Genomic DNA, 19,190 nt, shown 5'->3' on the forward strand with positions numbered 1-19,190 from the left:
GTGCTTGAACGGCGGTGCAAAACTCCTATGATGCAAAGGGCCCGCGCCGGCTGTCTGTAACCGGCGCAGCCCTTTACGTTTTTTAGAGAGATCGATCCTCGTGGAGTCTTTTCCGGACGCATTGCGCGAATCCCTCACGACCGAATTCATTTTTGGACCGTTCTGTGTCGTTCCAGGCAAACGTCTGCTGACCCGCAACGGGGTGGCGGTCGAGATCGGCGGACGGGCGCTGGATCTGCTGATCGCCTTGCTTGAGCAGCCGGGGCGGGTGCTGTCCAAGTACGACCTGATCGACAAGGTGTGGCCCGACAGTGTGGTGGCCGAAGGCAGTCTGCGTTTCCATATGACCGGCCTGCGGCGGATTCTCGGCGATGGCGAGGAGCAGGCACGTTACATCGCGACCCAGGTGGGCGTGGGGTATGCCTTCGTCGCGCCGCTGGAAAGAAAACAGACCGCTGTGCACCCGGCGCCCATCGCGACCCGAGCCACAGAGGGCGTCTGCAGTCTGCCGCCACGGGCCAGACTGATCGGCCGCGAGATCGATCTGCAACTGGTCATCGACCATATGCAGCAACCGAGGTTGTTCACCATCGTCGGCCCCGGCGGCGTCGGCAAGACCAGCCTGGCCATCGAAGTGGCGCACCGCATCGCCGCCCAAGGCTATGAGCGCGTCAGCTTCGTCGATCTGGCACAAGTGGAAGACAGCGCGCTGGTGCCATCGGCACTGGCCCGATCGCTGGACATCCCGGTGCAGGCCGAAGACCCGATGTTCGTCCTGCTCGCGCATTTGCGCGAGCAGCGGTTGATGCTGGTGATCGACAATTGCGAACACCTGATCGACGCGGTGTCGATCCTTCTGGAACAGATCAGCGACACCGCGCCGGAGGTCGGGGTTCTGGCCACCAGTCGCGAGCCGCTGCGGGTGCGTGGCGAATACGTGCACTGGCTCAATCCACTGGAATTTCCCCGTGAGCCGCAACACCTCGGCGTTGAGGAGTTGCTGGCATTCCCGGCCATCAAGCTGTTTGTCGAACGCGCGTCGTTGAGCAATGCCACGCTGCTGGAAGCGGGCGGCGGGCAAATGATTGCGGACATTTGCCAGCGGCTGGAGGGCATGGCGCTGCCGATCGAGCTGGCGGCGATGCGGGTCGCCAGCCACGGATTGAAGGCCACCCACGCGCTGCTCGGCGAGCGTTTTTCGCTGGGCTGGTCGGGACGCAGGACGGCGGTGCCGCGCCATCAGACCCTGCGTGCCATGCTCGACTGGAGTTATGACCTGCTGTCGCCGCAGGAGCGTCTGGCGCTGGAGCGGTTTTCGGTCTTCGTCGGGCCGTTTTCCCAGGAAGCCGCCGCGCAGGTAGTTGCCGAATCGCAACACGAAAGCGCCACAACGGCCGCGATCCTCGATGATCTGGTGTGCAAGGGACTGGTCACGGTCGATCACAGCGACTCGACGGATTCGTATCGCTTGCTGGAGATGACGCGCGCCTACGCCCGGGAGAAATTGACAGCGCGGGGAGAGGCCGAGGTCAATGCGCTGGCGTTCCGCCACGCGGCGTTTTACATGGATTTGCTTGGGCATCTGGGAACTTCCCCCGACGAAATTTTCCGTCACTCGGCGCGTCTGGCCAGCCAGTTGGGCAATGTTCGCGGTGCGCTGGAATGGAGCTTCGGGCCCCACGGCGATCCCGGCCTGGCGTTGCCGCTGGCGGCTGCGAGCGCGCCGTTGTTCCTGCATTTTTCCTTGCTGGTCGAGTGCCGCACCTGGTGTTCCCGGGCGGTGGAACTGCTGGAGCTGGGGTACTACGGCACGCCCACCGAAATGGAACTGCAAGCCGCGCTCGGTCTGGTGCTGATGTTCACCCGAGGCAACAGTGAAGCCGCGGAAAAAGCCTTGCTCCGGGCGCAGGACATTGCAGTCGCGTTGAACGACTACGGCTCACAATTGCGGCTGCTGGGCCGCTTGCAGATTTTCTACGAACGCATCGGTGATTTCCCGTCGTCGCTGGCCTGGGCGGAGCAGGCCGCGGTGGTCGGCAACATCCTCAACGAGCCTGCCGCCATCGCGATTGCCTCATCGCTGACCGGCATCTCCCATCATCTGCTCGGCAACCAGCGTCTGGCCCGTCAGGAACTGGAAAGCTCGTTGCGCAACAGCTTGCCGTCCCATCCCAGCAACACGATTTACTACGGCTTCGATCACCGCAATCGCACGGGGCTGGCGCTGGCGCGCTCGCTGTGGCTGCTGGGCTATCCCGACCAGGCGCGGCGCTGGGCCGAGCAGATTGAGGCCGAAGCGTCGGCGTTGCAGCATCCGGTCACCTACTGCATCGCCATGGTCTGGATCTTGTGCATCTATATCTGGACCGGTGATCTGGCGAAGGCCACCGCGAGCCTTGAGCGGTTCAGCGCCATCGCCGAAACCAACGCACTCGGCCCCTACATTGCCGCCTGCCACGGGTTGCGTGCGGCGATCGCCATCCGCGCCGAGGAGCCGGGGGATGCAGTTGCCATGCTGGAAGAAAGTCTGGCGCGGTTGCGGGGCATGCGTTACGAACTGCTGACGACCTCATTTGAAATCGCACTGGCCGAAGGCCTGATCCTGGTGGGCCAACACCCAAAGGCACTGACCCTGGTCGACAGCACCATCGATCACTGCCGCCGAAGCGGTGATGCCTTTGCGCTGCCGGAGTTACTGCGGATCAAGGCCGGTATTCTCAAGGTCATCCAGGCCGAAGCTGAACAAGTCATGCTGGCCGTTCTTGAGGATTCCATCACGTTGAGCCGCGAGCAGGGCGCCTGGGCGTGGGAGTTGCGGTCAACGATGGATCTTGCCCGTTTCTGGCTTGAACAGGGTCAGCCGGATCATGCCCGGACGTTGCTCGGCGCCTGTCGCGAGCGGGCTTCGGAAGGCTTCGACAGCCTTGATCTGCGTCGGCTGGAAAGTTTCTGGCAGAGCCTGCACGCTACTCCGGCGTAATCAGGGCGGCCATTTTCACCAGGTCCGCCAGCGAACGGGCCTTCATCTTGCGCATGACCTTGCCGCGATGGGCCTTGACGGTGATTTCGCTGATGTTGAGGTCGGCGGCAATCAGTTTGTTGAGTCGCCCGCTGACCACCGAAGCCATGATTTCCTGCTCGCGCGGCGTCAGGGTCTTGTAAGCCTCAAGCAGTGCACGCAGATTCTTTTCTCCTTCCAGCGCCACACGACTGCTTTGTAGCGCATCGGCCATGGCGCTGAGAATCACGTCGTCGTTGAACGGCTTGGTCAGAAACTCCACCGCACCGGCCTTCAGGGCCCGCACCGTGCGCGGAATATCGCCGTAGCCGGTGATGAAGATGATTGGCATGTTGTAGCGTTCGTCGGCCAGGGCGGTCTGCAGATCCAGTCCGCTCAGGTCGGGCAGGTTGATGTCCAGTACCAGGCAACTGGGCACCAGCGCTCTGGGCGCGTCGAGAAAATCCTGCGCGGACTCGAACAGTCGTGGCTGCCATCCGGCGAAGCGGATCATCAGTTCCAGCGACTCGCGCACGGAAATGTCGTCATCGACAACGAAGACGACGGGCGTGACCTCACTCATCGGTAATGCTCCACGGGAAGGGGCGATTGCGTTGTTCGCGTTCAACATGTCGATTCCTTGTTATGTTCGGCTTCACGCTCAGTCGAGGGGCAGGGCGGCGCTCAGGGCCTTGAGCAATTGGGCTTCGCTGAAGGGTTTGAACAGGCACTCCACGGCGCCACCGTTCAGCAGCTTCGCCTGTTCGCTGGCGTCGCCGTGCGCGGTAATGAAAACCACCGGAATGCGATAGCCACGGCGTAGCAGCTCGCGTTGCAGATCCGGGCCCGACATCCCCGGCATGGCCACGTCGAGAATCAGGCAATGGGTCAGGTCCAGATAGGGCGATGCCAGAAAAGCCTGCGCCGAGGCAAACGCCTGGACGGCAAAACCGAACTCCTTGATCAGGTCTGGCAGTGATTCACGAACCGATTCGTCGTCATCGACCACCGATACGAGCAAAGGCGTACCCATCAATCATTCTCCACGGTGCGATCGGCGAGGTCGCGGTTAGCGGTTTGCGGCAAGTCCGTCGAACTCGGGATGGCAAAGGTAAACGTCGCACCCGGTCCGTCGTTGGCGCTGGCCCAGAGTTTGCCGTCGTGGCGCTCGATAATCGAGCGACTGATGGACAGACCGACGCCCATGCCCGAGCTTTTGGTGGTGTAGAACGCGTTGAAGATGCGCTCGATGTCCTGCGGATCGACGCCGTTGCCGCTGTCTTTCACCGCCAGGTAAACGCTCTCGTCCGCCCCAAGCCCGGTGCTGACGATCAATTGCCGGGGCCGACCGTGGATCGCGCTCATGGCCTCGGCGGCGTTCATGATCAGGTTGAGGATCACCTGCTGCAGCTGGACCCGGTCGCCTCTGACCAGCGGCAGGGCTTCGGCAAATTGTGGATGCAGCACCACGCCGTTGCGTTGCAGTTCACCCAGCAGCATGGCGATGACTTCCCGTGCCGCGTCATTCAGATTGACGTCTTCAATCGTGATGCTTTTCTTCGAGAACAGCGCCCGCAGTCGATTGATCACATCGGCTGCGCGATTGCCGTCGCGAATGGTGCGGCGCGCGGTTTCCCGGGCGCCATCGACATTCGGCGGGTCGGCGCCCAGCATGCGCAGGCAGGTGCTGGCGTTGGTGATGATGCCGGCCAGCGGTTGATTGACCTCGTGGGCAATCGACGCCGTGACCGCGCCGAGGCTGGCGACCCTGGCCAGGTGTGTCAGTTCCGAGCGCGCCTTGCTCAAGACCTCTTCGGCGAGCCGGCGCTGGGTAATGTCCTGCAGGGCGGCGATGTATTCGAAACCGTCCGGCGCATGGGGGATCGAGTGCGCCACCAGCCGCACGTATTTCACCGTGCCGTCGGGCATCAGCAGCCGGTGCTCGTGTTCGAAGTCGCGCCCCTTGCGGCGTTGACGCTTGATCATTTCCCGATGACTGGAGATATCGTCCGGGTGCACGCGGCGATAGATCGCCTCGAAACCTGGCGGCGTGTCCGGGTCCAGTTCAAGGATGCGGTAGACCTCGTCCGACCAAGAGATCTCGTCGGTGCTCACCCGCCAGGAAAACGTGCCGGTGGCGCTCAGGCGTTGGGCCTTGGCCAGAAAGACTTCCGCCCGCTTGCGGTCTTCGATGTCGGTGTTCTCGCCATACCAGCGCACGACCCGCCCCGTATCGTCGCGCTGGGGCACGGCGCGAATCAGAAACCAGCGGTAAACGCCGTCGAAGCGTTTCAGTCGAGCCTCGTATTCGCCGGCGCTGCCCGATTGCAGAAGCGCTTGCCAATAGCCTGCCAGCCCTGGTGCGTCGTCCGGGTGGATGGACGCTGTCCAGCCATCACCGCAGGCTTGTTCGAGGGACATGCCGGTGTAATCGCACCAGCGTTGATTGACGAAACCGACGCTGCCTTCCGGCGAGGCGCTCCAGACAAAGCCGGGAACGGCGTCGATGATCCCGCGCAGACGTTCTTCCGACGCGCTGACTTCGGCCAGGGCACTGGCGATCAAGGCCTTGTCCCGCCGGCGCTCATCGATATCGACCTGCAGCACGCACCAGCGTGTGATGGTGCCTTCGCTGTCTCTGATCGGCAGGCCGCGCACATGGAACCAGCGATAGACACCGTCGGCGCGACGGATGCGATGTTCGATTTCGTAGGGAGTGCCGGTGCCGACCGAATGCATCCACGCGGCGATGACCGAGGGCAGGTCGTCCGGGTGCACGGTTTCGCCGGCCTGCCATTTTTTCAGTTCATGGAGCGGGGCGCCGATGTAATCCATGATTTGCCGGTTGACCTGTTCCAGTTCACCGGACGGCGTCATGAAGGCGACCATGGCCGGGATGCTGTCGATGATCGAGTCGACCCCCGGCGCTGGCATGGTCGCGTCACTGCCGCGGTCTGGGCCGTCCTCGATGACGCGCTCCTGCTCGTTCGTCATACCGATTCTCATTGTGTGCAGTCACCGTTGAACAAAGATGCGCCTTCGGATGGCACTCGCCCATCATACTTTGGTGTCGCCCGTAGCGAATATCTGCTGCCATCGCGCACTGCGACGGACATCGCAGTGGCGCATTTGTAAGCCACTGTATCTACGGCTTCTCCAGCCATACAAACATGCAAAGCGCCCGGTTGGCGAAACCGCGTGGATACATCCACCGCGCAGCCTTGGCCCCGGTTTCAACGTCCTTCGACGTTGAGTGAAAGCAACGTGACGTCCGCGCTCCTGCCACCCGAAAGGCAGCAGGACCGGTCGTCCCGATGACAGGGCAGAACATTATGAAAGCAGTGGTTATCCAGGCCTTTGGCGGGCCCGAAGTCTTGACGGTGCAAGACATGCAACTGGCAGAACCGGGGCCCGGACAAGTCCTGGTCAAGGTCATGGCGGCGGGTATCAATTTCATGGACACCGGTGCCCGACGCGGGCTCGGTGCCGCGTGGGAGCTGCCTTTGACACTGGGTGCAGAAGGCGCCGGCGTCGTCCTGGCCAGTGGCCCGCAGGTGACGGAATTCGCGGTCGGTGACCGCGTGGCCTGGCATTACGTACCGGGCAGCTACGCCGAACAGGTGATCGCCCCGGTCAGCCAGTTGGTGCCATTGCGGGACGATATCGACTTCAGCACCGCTGCCAGCCTGATGATGCAGGGCCTGACCGCCAGCAATCTGGTGGACAAGGTGCATGCGATCCAGCCGGGTGACGTGGCCTTCGTGCACGCGGCGGCGGGGGGCGTGGGGCTGATGCTGACTCAGATGATCAAACTGCGGGGCGGCAAAGTCATTGGCCGGGTGTCCCATGCCGACAAAGTGGAGGCGGTGCTCGCGGCCGGGGCTGACTATGTCGTGATCGGGCGAGCGCAAAACATTGCCGGACAGGTCATGCGCCTGACCGAGGGGCAGCGGGTGAATGTGGTGTACGACGGCACGGGCGCGGAAGGTTTCGCCGACTCGCTGGAGATGTTGGACTACTTCGGCACCCTGGCCTTGTACGGACCGTTCATGAATCCGACACCGCCGATCGATATCTTCAGCATGCCGCGCAGCATCAAGCTGACGTATCCCTCGGTCATGCACTACGTGCGCGATCGCGAGGTGCTGCTGGAAAAATCCCGGCAACTGTTCGCGTGGGTCAGCACCGGCAAACTGAAAACCTTCATCGGCAAGCGTTATTCGCTGGACGAAGCACAACAGGCCCATATTGATATCGAGTCGCGCAACACGACGGGCAAGCTGATCATCGTCCCTTAGTGCCACGCCAGATCAGCAGGGCCGCCAACACCTGGCTACCGGCGAAAAACGTGAACAGGTGTTGTGCGGTCCATCCGGCATCCAGCAGAAAACCGGCGACCAGCGGCGAAATGATCGCCCCCAGACGCCCCATCCCCAGCACCACGCCGACACCGGTCGTACGAACCGAGGTGCAGAACGCTTGAGGAGCCAGGACATACAGGGCGGCGACTGCACCGTTGAGCATCAGGCCGAGCGTAACCGCCACGAGCGCAGCCACACCGGGTACGTGAGAGGCCGGCACCATCAGGGGCAGCAGGGCGGCGTTGAGCAGCAGAAAACCCGACAACAATCGCCGGCAGCCGAAACGATTGGCTGCCAGCCCCAGCAGCAGCGCGCCGAGCATACCTCCAGAAGCCAACAGCACCCCGATACGTGCGCCTTGCCGATCAGTAAAGCCGTTGTGGACCAGCAGGCTCGGGGTCCAGCTCATGACGAAGTAAAAGCAGAACATCAACAGAAAGAGTGCCAGTGCCAGCGATGTGGTCTGTTGCCACTGACCGGGCAAAAGCGGTCGGCTGGGGTTGTCAGGCGACGCTGTAGCGATTGGCGTGCGGCGTTCGAGTGCCAGAAATGACGGCGACTCTCGCAGCCAAAAGACGCCGGCAAGCGCGGCCGCCAGCGTGATGCAACCTCCGGCAAGAAAGACATACCGCCAGCCAACGGATTCATTCAGTACATGCGCCAGCACACCGCCCAGACTGGCGCCCATGGCAAAGGCGAGGGATTGCAATGCGATGGCCAGATTGCGCCGTAGCGGGCTGGCGTGTTCGAACGTCAGCACATTCGCCCCCACCAGCACCGCCCCGGTGCCGATGCCGGTCAGCAATCGCAGAAGCATCAATACGTGGTGATCCGGGCTCCAGAACGACAGCAACATGCTCAGGCCGCTGAGCAGCAGGCCGGCGAGCAATAAAGGTCTGCGCCCGAAGCGGTCGGCCCTGGGCGCGGCCAGCAGCGAACCGAGCGCCATCCCGACCAGGCTTGCGCTCAACAACAGGCCCAGTTGCGCGCCGCTCAACGCCCATTCGGCCGCAACCCGGCTGGCAGTGAAGGCCATGGCCATCACGTCGAGTCCGTCGATCACGTTGAACAGCATGCACAGCCCGATCACCCACCACGGCGAAGTGGTCGATGGCGTGCCGCTCAGGCGTTCGAGCGCTATTTCCCCACGCATCCGCGATCCTTGTTCCGCTCTGTGATTCAAATGGGTCTTTTCCCCGCCGCATTCTGCCCGTTAAGCGCTGCTGAATTCGAGCGCGATTTTGTGCGCCAGGCCTGCGCGTCATACCAAGGTATCGACCGACACCATCGTGTAATCGCCCCGGTGCCAGCGCAGTGGTCTGATCCGATTAGCGATGCCTTTCGAATAATGACTACAAGGAGATCCATCATGGTTGCGGTTTCGTCCGGTCTCACCTGGCGCCATTGCCTGGCGTCATCCATCAGGGTCGGCGTGCTCGGCCTTGCCGTACTCGCTGGCAGCAGCGGGGTCTGGGCCGCGGATCCGTCGCAAGCCATTCGCCCGTACACCATCCATGTGGACGAAGCGAAGCTGAGCGACCTGCGCAAACGCATCGCCGACACCCGCTGGCCAGACAAGGAAACGGTCGGCGACGTGTCCCAGGGAGTGCAACTGGCGCAGGTCCAGGCGTTGGTGAAGTATTGGGGCGACGGCTACGACTGGCGCAAGGCCGAAGCGAAGCTCAACGCGTTGCCGGAGTTCGTGACCACTATCGACGGCGTCGACATCCAGTTCATCCACGTGCGTTCGCGCAATCCCAACGCCATGCCGCTGATCCTTACTCATGGCTGGCCGGGTTCGCAGTTCGAATTCCTCAAGACCATCGGCCCGCTGACCGATCCCGTGGCGTACGGCGGCAAGGTCGAGGACTCGTTCGACGTGGTGATCCCGTCGATTCCCGGCCATGGTTTTTCCGGCAAACCGACCGAGCTCGGCTGGGGCCCTGACCGGGTCGCGAAGGCCTGGGATGTGTTGATGACACGCCTGGGTTACAGCCATTACGTGTCCCAGGGCGGCGATCATGGATCGGTGATATCCGATGCACTGGGTCGCCTGGCGCCGCCCGGTTTGCTGGGTATCCACCTGAACATGCCGGCCACCGTGCCGCCGGAACTGGTCAAGCCGATCAACAGCGGCGACCCGGCACCGGCAGGGCTGACTGCACCGGAGGTGACGGCCTTCAAATCGCTCAGCCAGTTCTTCGGTCGTAACGCCGCCTATGGCGCAATGATGGTGACCCGTCCGCAAACCATCGGTTATCTGCTGGCTGACTCGCCCGCCGGCACGGCAGCCTGGATGTACGAAAAATTTGCCGCGTGGACCGACAGCGACGGTCAGCCCGAGAAGGTCCTGAGCCGCGATGAAATGCTCGATGACATCAGCCTGTACTGGCTGACCGACAGCGGGGCGTCGTCCTCCCGTTTCTACTGGGAGAACAACAACAATAACTTCAGCGCCGCCGCGCAGAAGACTGCCGACATCAAGGTGCCGGTGGCGATCACCGTGTTCCCCCACGAAATCTACCGCGCGCCGAAAGTCTGGTCGCAGCGCGCCTATCCGTCGCTGGCTTACTTCAGCGAAGTCAGCAAGGGCGGGCACTTCGCGGCATGGGAGCAACCGCAACTGTTCAGCGAAGAACTGCGCGAAGCCTTCCGGCCACTGCGTGCGGCGGCGCAGAAAACCGCTGCGCAGGCAGCCCGCTAGACCTGCAATCCGCAAGCCCTTTAACCCACAGCCCTTTAACCCCAAGCCCGGAACCGCCGCCCGGCGGTTCACGAGGGAGACTCGGCATGACTGACTCTAACGCTGTAACCCCATCCCGGCGCGTGCTCGCCGGTTCGATCCTGGCGCTTGCGCTGGGCATCGCCTCGGCTTACGCCAGCGCCGCCGACGTGCCCGCTGGCAAGATCGACGCCATTACCGCCGGCACCCATGTTTCGTTCGGCGCGCTGAAACACGTCAAGGCCGGACTGCTGGACGTGTCCTACGCCGAAGTGGGTCCGGCCGACGGCCCGGTGGTCATCCTGCTGCACGGCTGGCCTTACGATATTCACAGCTACACCGATGTGGCGCCGGCGCTGGCGCAGAAGGGCTATCGGGTGCTGATTCCTTACGCGCGCGGCTATGGCGACACGCGTTTCCTGTCTGCCAAAACCGTGCGCAACGGTCAGCCGGCGGCGTTGGCGAAGGATCTGATCGACTTCATGGACGCCCTGAAAATCAAGCAGGCAGTACTCGGTGGCTACGACTGGGGCGCGCGCACCGCCGACATCGTCGCGGCGCTCTGGCCCGAGCGGGTGAAAGCGCTGGTGGCGGTGAGTGGTTACCTGATCGGCAGTCAGGACGCCGGCAAGGCGCCGCTGCCGCCGGCGGCGGAGTTGCAGTGGTGGTATCAGTTCTACTTTGCGACCGAACGTGGTCGTCTGGGCTACGAAAAGAACACCCACGACTTCGCCAAACTGATCTGGCAGCTGGCCTCGCCGAAGTGGAACTTCGACGACGCGACCTACGACCGCAGCGCCGCCGCGTTGCAGAACCCGGATCACGTCGCCGTGTCGATCTTCAACTACCGCTGGCGCCTGGGACTGATCAAAGGGGAAGCGCAATACGATCCGCTGGAGAAAAAACTGGCGACGTTCCCTTCCATCGGCGTACCGACCATCACTCTGGAAGGCGACGCCAATGGCGCGCCGCACCCACCGGCCGAGGCCTACGCCAAACGCTTCACCGGCAAGTACGAATATCGGCTGATCAGCGGCGGCATCGGCCACAACCTGCCGCAGGAAGCGCCGCAGGCGTTCGCTCAGGCGGTGATCGATGCCGATCATCTCTGATTGCCGGCCGAAGGGGATCCGACCATGAAATTCAACCATTGGGCCGTGTTGCCAGCGGCCATCGCGCTCGCGGCACTGGCGGCCACCGGTGTCGCGTTGGGCGAGGCCGATGACGGCGATGCCTCGCCGATCTACGGCGTGAAACTGCCGAAAAACTATCGCCAGTGGGCGCTGATTGCTCCGGCCCAGGAAGCCGCGCCGCTGGATGAACTGCGCGCGGTGCTGGGCAATGACCGGGCGATCAAGGCTTACCAGAGCAAGACGCTGCCGTTTCCCGACGGCACGGTGCTGGTGAAGCTGGCGTGGAAACACGTGCAGTCGCCGGAATTCGAGCCGGCCTCGATTCCGGGGGCGGCCACCACCGTTCAGGTGATGGTCAAGGACTCGCGCAAATACGCCTCGACCGGTGGCTGGGGATTCGGCCGGTTCATCAACGGCAAACCTGCCGATGAAGCCCAGCACCAGACCTGCTTTGCCTGCCATCAGGCGCGGGTGCAGAACCACGATTTTGTCTTCACTCGATACGCTCCCTGAATCCGTCATACGAGGAACATCCAGATGAAAAAAACACTGATTGCACTGAGCATCGCTGCGGGCCTGTGCCTGGGCGCCAATGCCTTCGCCCAAACCGCCAAACCCACGGTGGTGCTGGTGCACGGCGCGTTTGCCGACGCGTCGAGCTGGAACGGCGTGGCGAAGATTCTCGAGAAGGATGGCTACACGGTGATCGCCGCCGCCAACCCGTTGCGCGGCGTCAAGAGCGATGGCGCAGCGGTATCGGCGTTGCTGAGCAGCATCCAGTCGCCGGTGGTGCTGGTCGGTCACTCCTATGGCGGCAACGTCATCAGCGAGGCGGCCAACGACCATGCCAATGTCAAAGCGCTGGTCTACGTCAGCGCCTTTGCCCCCGAGGCCGGTGAAACCGTTGCCGGGCTGGCCGGCAAGTTTCCCGGCAGCACCCTCGGACCAACGCTGGCGCCACCGGTTGCGCTGGCTGACGGCGGCAAGGACCTGTACATCCAGCAGAGCAAGTTCCACGATCAATTCGCCGCCGACGTCCCGGCTGCACAAGCGGCGCTGATGGCGGCTACTCAACGTCCGGTCACCGAAGCGGCGCTGAACGAGCAGGCCGGAACGCCGGCCTGGAAGCACATTCCGTCGTGGTACATCTACGGTGACAAGGACAAGAACATCCCGCCACAGGCGATGGCGTTCATGGCCAAGCGTGCAGATGCCAAGGCGGTCGAGGTGGTCAAGGGCGGCTCTCACGTGGTGATGGTGTCGAACCCGGCACCCGTGGCGCGGCTGATTGAAAAAGCCGCTGCGGCCAACTGAAACCCTGCGACGTGCTACGGCGCGTCGCAGGGTTGTCATCCCCCGCTCAGGCAACGGACACCTGCGGAGATGTTGCCGGTGCCAGTCTGAGCAGAGGGGTGATGCCGAGCATCAACAGCAGTACCGCGAACAGCAAGGTGTACGCCGGGCCATAGTGTCCGGCGTATTCGCGCAAGGCGCCGAACAGCAGCGGCCCGAGCGCGGCGATCAGGTAACCGATGAACAACATGAACACCGTCCACAACCCGGCCTGTTCGCTGGTGCTGGCGTGATCCAGCGGCAAGGTCATGGCCACGGTGAAGCCCATGCCCAGACCGATGGCCGCAAGTACCACGTAGAGCATCGGCCAGTAAGCCGGCAGAAACGCCATGCCGCCCACCCCGAGCAGGGCCAGCAACGCCGACAACCCGAGCAGACCGCGCCGGTCGTGGGCCTTGCCCGGAATCAGCCCCGCACCCACGCTGGCCACGGCGAACACCGCGGTAAAAATGCCCAGCAGGACGCCCGGGGAAACACTCGACGTGGCCGCTTCCACCGAGGCGGGCGCCATCCAGGCGAAGAGGGCATAGACCACGAATTGCCCGGCCCCGAAATTCAACGCGATCAGCCATGCCTGCGGATTGCTCCAGGGCAGGCGTTTGCTCGGACTCGACGACGATTTCACTACAGGCGCCGGTGTCGCAAAACGGCGTGCCATCCACACCCAACTGGCGATGGCGGTGAGGCACAGCACGCTCCAGAACCCGGCGCTGACCCGCCAGTCCTGCGCCAGCTCGGCAATCGGCGCGCTGAGCACCGCCGCGAGGGTCGCGCCCAGACTCAAGCCGCCGGCATAGATGCCCATGAACAGCGCCGGGCGTTGCGCAAAGTGAGTCTTGATCCACGCGCCGGTCATCGCGCCGGCAACCGCAATGCCGATGCTGGCAAAGAACGTACTGCCGAGCAGGAAGAATGCATTCGGCGAGATTGCCCGCAGCAGGGTCGAGGCGCCCAGCAACGTCAGTGCGACCACCACACTGCGATCGATCCCGAAGCGCCTGGCCAGACTCGGAACCACCAACGCAAACACACCCATGCAGACGTCGGGAATCGAAGTCAGCAGCGCGGCCTGGGTATAGCTCAACTGGAAGTGCTGCTGGATCAACAGCAAAATCGGCCCCACCGAAATGATCGGCGGGCGCAGGGCGATGGACAGGATCAGCAGGCCGATCACCGCCGTGACGCTCTGTTGGTGGCCGGAGAGATTGCGGGTGATTGCCATGGGAAAAGCCTCATTGATGAACCATGAGCGCAAGGCTAACAATGGGCCGGCCATGGCAAATGCCAGGGTTTGTCGCCAAAGTGACAATTGCCGCTTTAACACGATCAAGGTCTGTTTTCAGGAGACTCCAGCCGATGAAACGAGAGGTGCGCAAGGTCATCGCCCAGCGTGAGTCCGCACCGCGCAGCGAACGTTATCCCGACTATCAGGACGTGCCGCGCGTAATGACCGTGCTGGTGCGCGATCAGGCGACCGGCGAGTACAACGAACCGCACGTGCATCGGCACGGGCAATTGCTGTATGCCTCGAACGGGGTGATGCGGGTGGCTACCGAGCGCGGATTGTGGATCCTGCCGCCGAAGCGCGCGCTGTGGATTCCGCCCGGGATGATCCACGACCAGTTGATGCTGAGCGCGGTCAAGATGCGCTCGATCTACATCGATCCGCAGGTCTGCGCAGGGCTGGGCCATCACTGCAAAGTACTGGAGATCCCCGGACTGCTGCGCGAGTTGATTCTGGCCTTGGCCGAGCAGCCGATCGAATACCCGCAGGAAGGCCGCAACGCGCACATCGTGGCGTTGATACTCAGTGAATTGCAGGCGGCGCGGACGCTGCCGATCGAAGTGCCATGGCCGCTCGACCGGCGACTGGTCACGGTGTGCGAGGCGATTCTGCAGGATCCGGGACAAGACCATTCAATCGGCTATTGGGCAGACCGGGTCGGCGCCAGTTCCCGCACGCTGATTCGCCTGTTCGTCAATGAAACCGGCCTGAATTTCCGCCACTGGCTGCAACAGGTGCGGCTGGCGACCGCCATCGACCGGCTCGACCAGGGGCAATCCGTCGGGGTGATTGCCCGGGATCTGGGTTACGCCAGCCAGAGTGCCTTCAGTGCCATGTTCAGACGGGTGATGGGCGAATCGCCTCGTGAATTTCTCGTCCGCGACTAGGGCGTTCAGGCGATTCCGATACCTTTGTATTCTGTCGTCGAAGGGAGGCGGGTGGTATCAATGACGCTGCTGTTGCAGGTGCACTGAACACCCACCCGCGTTCCGCGAGGAACCTTCGAAGAGTGAGAATCCTGATGCTTTTATACCTATCGACCTGGTCCGAAATCGCCCAATTTCTCGAACGCAGCCGCACCATCGTCATCCCGATCGGTTCCAACGAACAGCACGGGCCGACCGGCCTGCTGGGCACCGACTGGATGTGCCCGGAAATCATCGCCCACGAAGCGCAGAAAAACGCCGACATCCTGATTGCCCCGACCTTCAACATCGGCATGGCGCAGCATCATCTGGGTTTCCCCGGCACCATCTCGCTCAGGCCGTCGACTTTCATCGCCGCCATCGCCGACTGGACCCGTTCGCTGGCCGCCCACGGCTTTGAAAAGATCTTTTTCCTCAATGGCCACGGCGGCAACATCGCGTCAATCGAAGCGGCGTTTTCGGAGCTGTACGCCGAAGCGAGTTTTGCCCGACGCAAGGCCGGGTTCGCCCTGAAGCTGTGCAACTGGTGGGATCTGGAAGGGGTCAACGAGCTGGCGCGTGAGCAGTTCCCGACCGGCCACGGCATTCACGCGACCCCTTCGGAAATCGCCGTGACCCAGTGGGCGTACCCCGATTCCATCAAGTCGGCGGACTACTCGCCGCAGATCGCCAACTGGGGGCCGATCCGTGAAGCGGCGGATTTCCGCGCCCGTCACCCGGACGGCCGCATGGGTTCTGACCCGGCCCAGGCTTCGCCGGAAAAAGGCCGGCAACTGGTGGAAATGGCCGCTCGCGGCCTGGTGCAGGAGGTGCAAGCCTTCAGCCGCGAGTCATTACCCGACTGAACCGTCGCCCTGATCAACGCCCGGATGTTCCGGGCGTTGCTGTTTCAACCCTTGGGAAAATCGCCATGTGGACTATCAAGCACAGCTACATCGATGGTGCGTTCGTGCCCGTTCAGGGCCGTGAAACGATCGAATGCACCAACCCGGCGACGGAATCCGTCATCGGAACGGTCACCCTGGCCAATCGCGAGGATGCCAGGCAAGCCATCGCCGCCGCCCAGCGTGCGCAAGTCACGATGGGCCGCACCTCGAAAGCCGAGCGCATCGACATGCTCAGGCGCCTGCAGGCGGCGGTGCTGGAGAGCACCGAAGAAATACGCGACACCGCCATCGACGAATACGGCGCACCGTTGGCCCGTGCGCAATGGGTCAGCCAGTACGCTTCGCAGTCCTTTGCCAATACAGCGCAGGTGTTGGAGAACCACCAGTTGGTCCGGCCTGTGGGCCGTGCAACGGTGGTCATGGAACCGGTCGGAGTGTCGGCGTTGTTCGCGCCCTGGAACAGCACCGCCGGTACGGTGTGCAGCAAACTGGCGGCGGCGATTGCCGGCGGTTGTGCCTCGGTCATCAAACCGAGTGAACTCAGTCCGTTGCAGACTCAGGTGCTTGCGCTCGCCTTGCACCGAGCGGAACTGCCCAACGGGGTGATCAATATTGTCCTGGGCCGTGGGAGCGATGTGGGCGACGAGATCAGCACCAGCCCGCAAATCGCGAAGATCTCGTTCACCGGCTCCACTGCCACCGGAAAACTCATCGCCCGCGCCGGCATCGAGACCATGAAGCGGGTGAGTCTTTCGCTCACCGGCAAGTCGGCATCCATCGTGCTCGACGACGCGGATCTCGAAACGGCCATTCCCATGGCCCTGAATGCCGCGTTCATGAACAACGGTCAGGCCTGCGTCGCCGGCACGCGGCTGTTGGTACCGCGCGGGTGCTTGCCGCAGGTGATCGAACGGGTGAAAACCCTGGTCGACGCGACAGTGGTCGGCGATCCCCGGGACCCGGCTACCGCCATCGGCCCGTTGGTCAACCAGGCCCAGTTTGATCGCGTGCAGGGTTTTATCCGGCGCGGTCTGGAGCAGGGCGCGCGATTGATCGTCGGCGGGGAGGGCAGGCCTCACGGACTGAGCAAAGGCTATTTCGTGAAGCCCACGGTGTTTGCCGACGTCAGCAACGACATGGACATCGCCCGGGAAGAGATTTTCGGCCCGGTGCTGTCGATCATCGCCTACGACGACGAGGAAGACGCCATCCGCCTGGCCAATGCCAGCGTCTACGGTTTGCAGGCCTATGTGTTTACCCGCGAGGTCGAACGTGGCCGACGCATCGCTGCGCGCCTGGAGGCCGGTTCGGTGTTGATCAACCGGATCGCACCGGAGCTGCTCGCGCCGTTTGGCGGGGTCAAACAGTCGGGGATCGGCAGGGAATTTGGCGTGTCCGGGCTGGAGGCGTTTCTTGAAGCGAAAAGCATCGTAGAGGACTGACAACGGCAGCAGGGCAAACAGGATCAATCCTGCTTGCCCTGCTCAAGTCATTGCGGATCAGCCCAGTGCTTCGATGGCCTGTGCAACACCCGCACCGTACGCCGGATCGGCACGAGTGCAGTTATCGATGTGGCGTTGCCGGGTCTGGGCACTGGCGCCATGGATCGAGCGCGCGGTGTTCTCGAACAAGACCTGTTGCTGGGCGGTGGACATGGCCCGGAACAGCGCGCCCGGTTGCGAGAAGTAATCGTCGTCCTCACGGTGATTCCAGTGCCCGGCGCTGCCTTTCAGGGCCAGCGGTGGCTCGCTGAAATCCGGTTGCTCGGCCCACTGGCCATAGCTGTTGGGCTCGTACCCGATTGTGCTGCCCGCGTTCGCATCGGTGCGCATCTGGCCGTCCCGGTGATAACTGTTGACCGGGCAGCGTGGGGCATTCACGGGGATCTGATGATGGTTGACGCCGACGCGATAGCGCTGGGCATCGCCATAGGAGAACAGGCGCGCCTGGAGCATTTTGTCCGGTGAGAAACTGATGCCGGGCACCACGTTGGCCGGGTTGAAGGCCGCCTGTTCGACGTCGGCGAAGTAGTTGTCCGGATTACGGTTGAGTTCGAGCACACCAACTTCGATCAGCGGGTAATCCGCGTGGGGCCAGACCTTGGTCAGGTCGAACGGGTTGATCGGGTAAGTCTCGGCATCCAGCTCCGGCATCACTTGCACGTAGAGCTTCCATTGCGGGAAGTGACCTTCCTCGATGGCGTTGTACAGGTCGCGCTGGGCGCTTTCGCGGTCATCGCCGATCAGGGTCGCGGCCTGTTGGTCGGTCAGGTTTTCGATGCCTTGTTGAGTCTTCCAGGTGAACTTCACCCAGAAACGTTCGTTCGCCGGGCTGATGAAACTGAAGGTGTGGCTGCCGAAACCGTGCATGTGGCGGTAGGTGCGCGGCAGGCCACGATCGCTCATGACAATCGTGACCTGGTGCAGCGCTTCCGGCAGCAACGTCCAGAAATCCCAATTGTTGCGGGCGCTGCGCATGTTGGTGCGTGGGTCGCGTTTGACCGCATGGTTGAGGTCGGGGAATTTCAACGGATCGCGCAGAAAGAACACCGGCGTGTTGTTGCCCACCAAGTCCCAGTTGCCTTGCTCGGTATAGAACTTGATGGCGAATCCACGGATGTCACGCTCGGCATCCGCCGCGCCACGCTCCCCGGCCACGGTCGAAAACCGGACGAACACATCGGTGGTCTTGCCCACGCTGGAAAACAGCCTGGCCTTGGTGAAACGGGTGATGTCGTGGGTCACGGTGAAGGTGCCGAACGCGCCGGAACCCTTGGCGTGCATGCGCCGCTCGGGGATGACTTCCCGATCGAAGTGCGCCAGTTTTTCCAGCAACCATACGTCCTGCAACAGCATCGGGCCTCTGGGGCCGGCGGTCTGTACGTTGTTGTTATCAACCACGGGCGCGCCCGCGGCAGTCGTCAGCTTGTTCATGCGCAACTCCTGGCTTTTGTCGGTTTCCCGTCATCACATCAAAAGCCCCGGGCGCGATCTATTGCACCATGGTGTCGCCGGATCGTACGAAGGTGTGGTTGGAAGATTGGGCATTTTGCTGTCGGCAAAAGACGGATCAGGTGAGGGTTATGCTGACCTTGATGTTGTTGCGCGTGGCCTTGGAGTAGGGGCAGTTCTGGTGTGCCGCGTCGATCAGTTGTTGCGCCACTTGCGGTTCAATCTCCGGCAGTGACACCGCCAGTTTCGCTTGCAGGAAGAACCCGTGCTCGCCGTGGATCAGGTCGATTTGAGCATCCACCCCGGCCATGGCCGGGAAAACGATCTTACGTGCATTGCAGGCGTGACGCAGTGAGCCGAGGAAACAGGCCGACCAGCACACGGCGAACAATTGCTCGGGGTTGGTTCCGGTGCCGGGCGCACCCGGTGGCGACAGCTTGAGATCCAGTCGGCCATCGTGACTGCGTCCTGTGCCCTCGCGGCCGCCAGTGGTGCAGGTGTGCGCGGAGTAGAGGGTTTTTTCGATATCGATCATGGGCATTCCCTGAAGGGTATTTCACAGCGTGGAGGGCGG

Annotated in this window: 16 protein-coding genes; 9 read left to right on the forward strand and 7 right to left on the reverse strand. The window is 62.8% G+C overall.

Annotated features, from left to right (window positions below):
- Positions 1–100 precede the first annotated feature (100 nt).
- Entirely contained in the window at positions 101–2,980 is a 2,880-nt protein-coding gene (locus ACODTD_RS00125) for an ATP-binding protein (RefSeq protein WP_489104262.1), read from the forward strand.
- On the opposite strand, the gene ACODTD_RS00130 is transcribed toward ACODTD_RS00125, so the two are convergent.
- The 3 genes from ACODTD_RS00130 to ACODTD_RS00140 all read right to left on the reverse strand — a co-directional run bounded on the left by ACODTD_RS00130 (position 2,967) and on the right by ACODTD_RS00140 (position 5,992).
- On the reverse strand, positions 2,967–3,581 hold the full coding sequence (locus ACODTD_RS00130; protein WP_011333676.1) for a response regulator transcription factor: 615 nt from the start codon (positions 3,579–3,581) through the stop codon (positions 2,967–2,969). The genes ACODTD_RS00125 and ACODTD_RS00130 overlap by 14 nt on opposite strands.
- 78 nt (positions 3,582–3,659) lie before the next feature.
- The gene (locus ACODTD_RS00135; protein ID WP_489104263.1) at positions 3,660–4,031 is read right to left on the reverse strand and encodes a response regulator; all 372 of its coding nucleotides are present in this window, start codon (positions 4,029–4,031) and stop codon (positions 3,660–3,662) included.
- Positions 4,031–5,992, reverse strand: a complete 1,962-nt coding sequence (locus ACODTD_RS00140) for a PAS domain-containing sensor histidine kinase (RefSeq protein WP_489104264.1) — start codon at positions 5,990–5,992, stop codon at positions 4,031–4,033. Before ACODTD_RS00140 ends, ACODTD_RS00135 begins: the two co-directional genes overlap by 1 nt.
- Positions 5,993–6,330: 338 nt before the next feature.
- Between ACODTD_RS00140 and ACODTD_RS00145 the strand changes: the two genes are divergently transcribed.
- Entirely contained in the window at positions 6,331–7,296 is a 966-nt protein-coding gene (locus ACODTD_RS00145) for a quinone oxidoreductase family protein (RefSeq protein WP_489104265.1), read from the forward strand.
- Here ACODTD_RS00145 and ACODTD_RS00150 read toward each other — a convergent pair.
- Positions 7,283–8,512, reverse strand: coding sequence for an MFS transporter (locus ACODTD_RS00150; RefSeq protein ID WP_489104266.1), 1,230 nt, complete (start codon positions 8,510–8,512; stop codon positions 7,283–7,285). The two genes, ACODTD_RS00145 and ACODTD_RS00150, sit on opposite strands and share 14 nt — an antisense overlap.
- A 216-nt stretch (positions 8,513–8,728) precedes the next feature.
- Here ACODTD_RS00150 and ACODTD_RS00155 point away from each other — a divergent pair, with 216 nt between their 5' ends.
- The 4 genes from ACODTD_RS00155 (at position 8,729) to ACODTD_RS00170 (ending at position 12,528) form a co-directional block, all read left to right on the forward strand.
- Positions 8,729–10,063: an epoxide hydrolase family protein gene (locus tag ACODTD_RS00155; RefSeq protein ID WP_489104267.1), complete on the forward strand. Its 1,335-nt coding sequence runs from the start codon at positions 8,729–8,731 to the stop codon at positions 10,061–10,063.
- An 86-nt stretch (positions 10,064–10,149) separates the two neighbouring features.
- The gene (locus tag ACODTD_RS00160; RefSeq protein ID WP_011333682.1) at positions 10,150–11,193 is read left to right on the forward strand and encodes an alpha/beta fold hydrolase; all 1,044 of its coding nucleotides are present in this window, start codon (positions 10,150–10,152) and stop codon (positions 11,191–11,193) included.
- 24 nt (positions 11,194–11,217) lie between these two features.
- A complete protein-coding gene (locus ACODTD_RS00165) occupies positions 11,218–11,727 on the forward strand; it encodes a cytochrome P460 family protein (protein ID WP_011333683.1) in 510 nt (169 codons plus the stop codon).
- Between the two features lie 24 nt (positions 11,728–11,751).
- Positions 11,752–12,528, forward strand: coding sequence for an alpha/beta fold hydrolase (locus ACODTD_RS00170; RefSeq protein WP_011333684.1), 777 nt, complete (start codon positions 11,752–11,754; stop codon positions 12,526–12,528).
- A 46-nt stretch (positions 12,529–12,574) separates the two neighbouring features.
- On the opposite strand, the gene ACODTD_RS00175 is transcribed toward ACODTD_RS00170, so the two are convergent.
- Entirely contained in the window at positions 12,575–13,789 is a 1,215-nt protein-coding gene (locus tag ACODTD_RS00175) for an MFS transporter (RefSeq protein ID WP_011333685.1), read from the reverse strand.
- Positions 13,790–13,923: 134 nt separating this feature from the next.
- Here ACODTD_RS00175 and ACODTD_RS00180 point away from each other — a divergent pair, with 134 nt between their 5' ends.
- The 3 genes from ACODTD_RS00180 to ACODTD_RS00190 all read left to right on the forward strand — a co-directional run bounded on the left by ACODTD_RS00180 (position 13,924) and on the right by ACODTD_RS00190 (position 17,107).
- The gene (locus ACODTD_RS00180) at positions 13,924–14,739 is read left to right on the forward strand and encodes an AraC family transcriptional regulator (RefSeq protein WP_489104268.1); all 816 of its coding nucleotides are present in this window, start codon (positions 13,924–13,926) and stop codon (positions 14,737–14,739) included.
- A 134-nt stretch (positions 14,740–14,873) separates the two neighbouring features.
- The gene (locus tag ACODTD_RS00185; protein ID WP_064595644.1) at positions 14,874–15,623 is read left to right on the forward strand and encodes a creatininase family protein; all 750 of its coding nucleotides are present in this window, start codon (positions 14,874–14,876) and stop codon (positions 15,621–15,623) included.
- 65 nt (positions 15,624–15,688) lie between these two features.
- Positions 15,689–17,107: an aldehyde dehydrogenase family protein gene (locus tag ACODTD_RS00190; protein WP_489104269.1), complete on the forward strand. Its 1,419-nt coding sequence runs from the start codon at positions 15,689–15,691 to the stop codon at positions 17,105–17,107.
- Positions 17,108–17,164: 57 nt separating this feature from the next.
- Here ACODTD_RS00190 and ACODTD_RS00195 read toward each other — a convergent pair whose 3' ends face one another.
- Positions 17,165–18,598 carry a catalase gene (locus tag ACODTD_RS00195; protein ID WP_011333689.1) on the reverse strand — a complete coding sequence of 478 codons (1,434 nt, stop codon included), beginning with the start codon at positions 18,596–18,598 and terminating at the stop codon, positions 17,165–17,167.
- A gap of 136 nt (positions 18,599–18,734) precedes the next feature.
- Positions 18,735–19,151 carry an organic hydroperoxide resistance protein gene (locus tag ACODTD_RS00200; RefSeq protein WP_011333690.1) on the reverse strand — a complete coding sequence of 139 codons (417 nt, stop codon included), beginning with the start codon at positions 19,149–19,151 and terminating at the stop codon, positions 18,735–18,737.
- Between the last annotated feature and the right edge of the window lie 39 nt (positions 19,152–19,190).

It is taken from the genome of Pseudomonas sp. FG35, assembly GCF_057809295.1.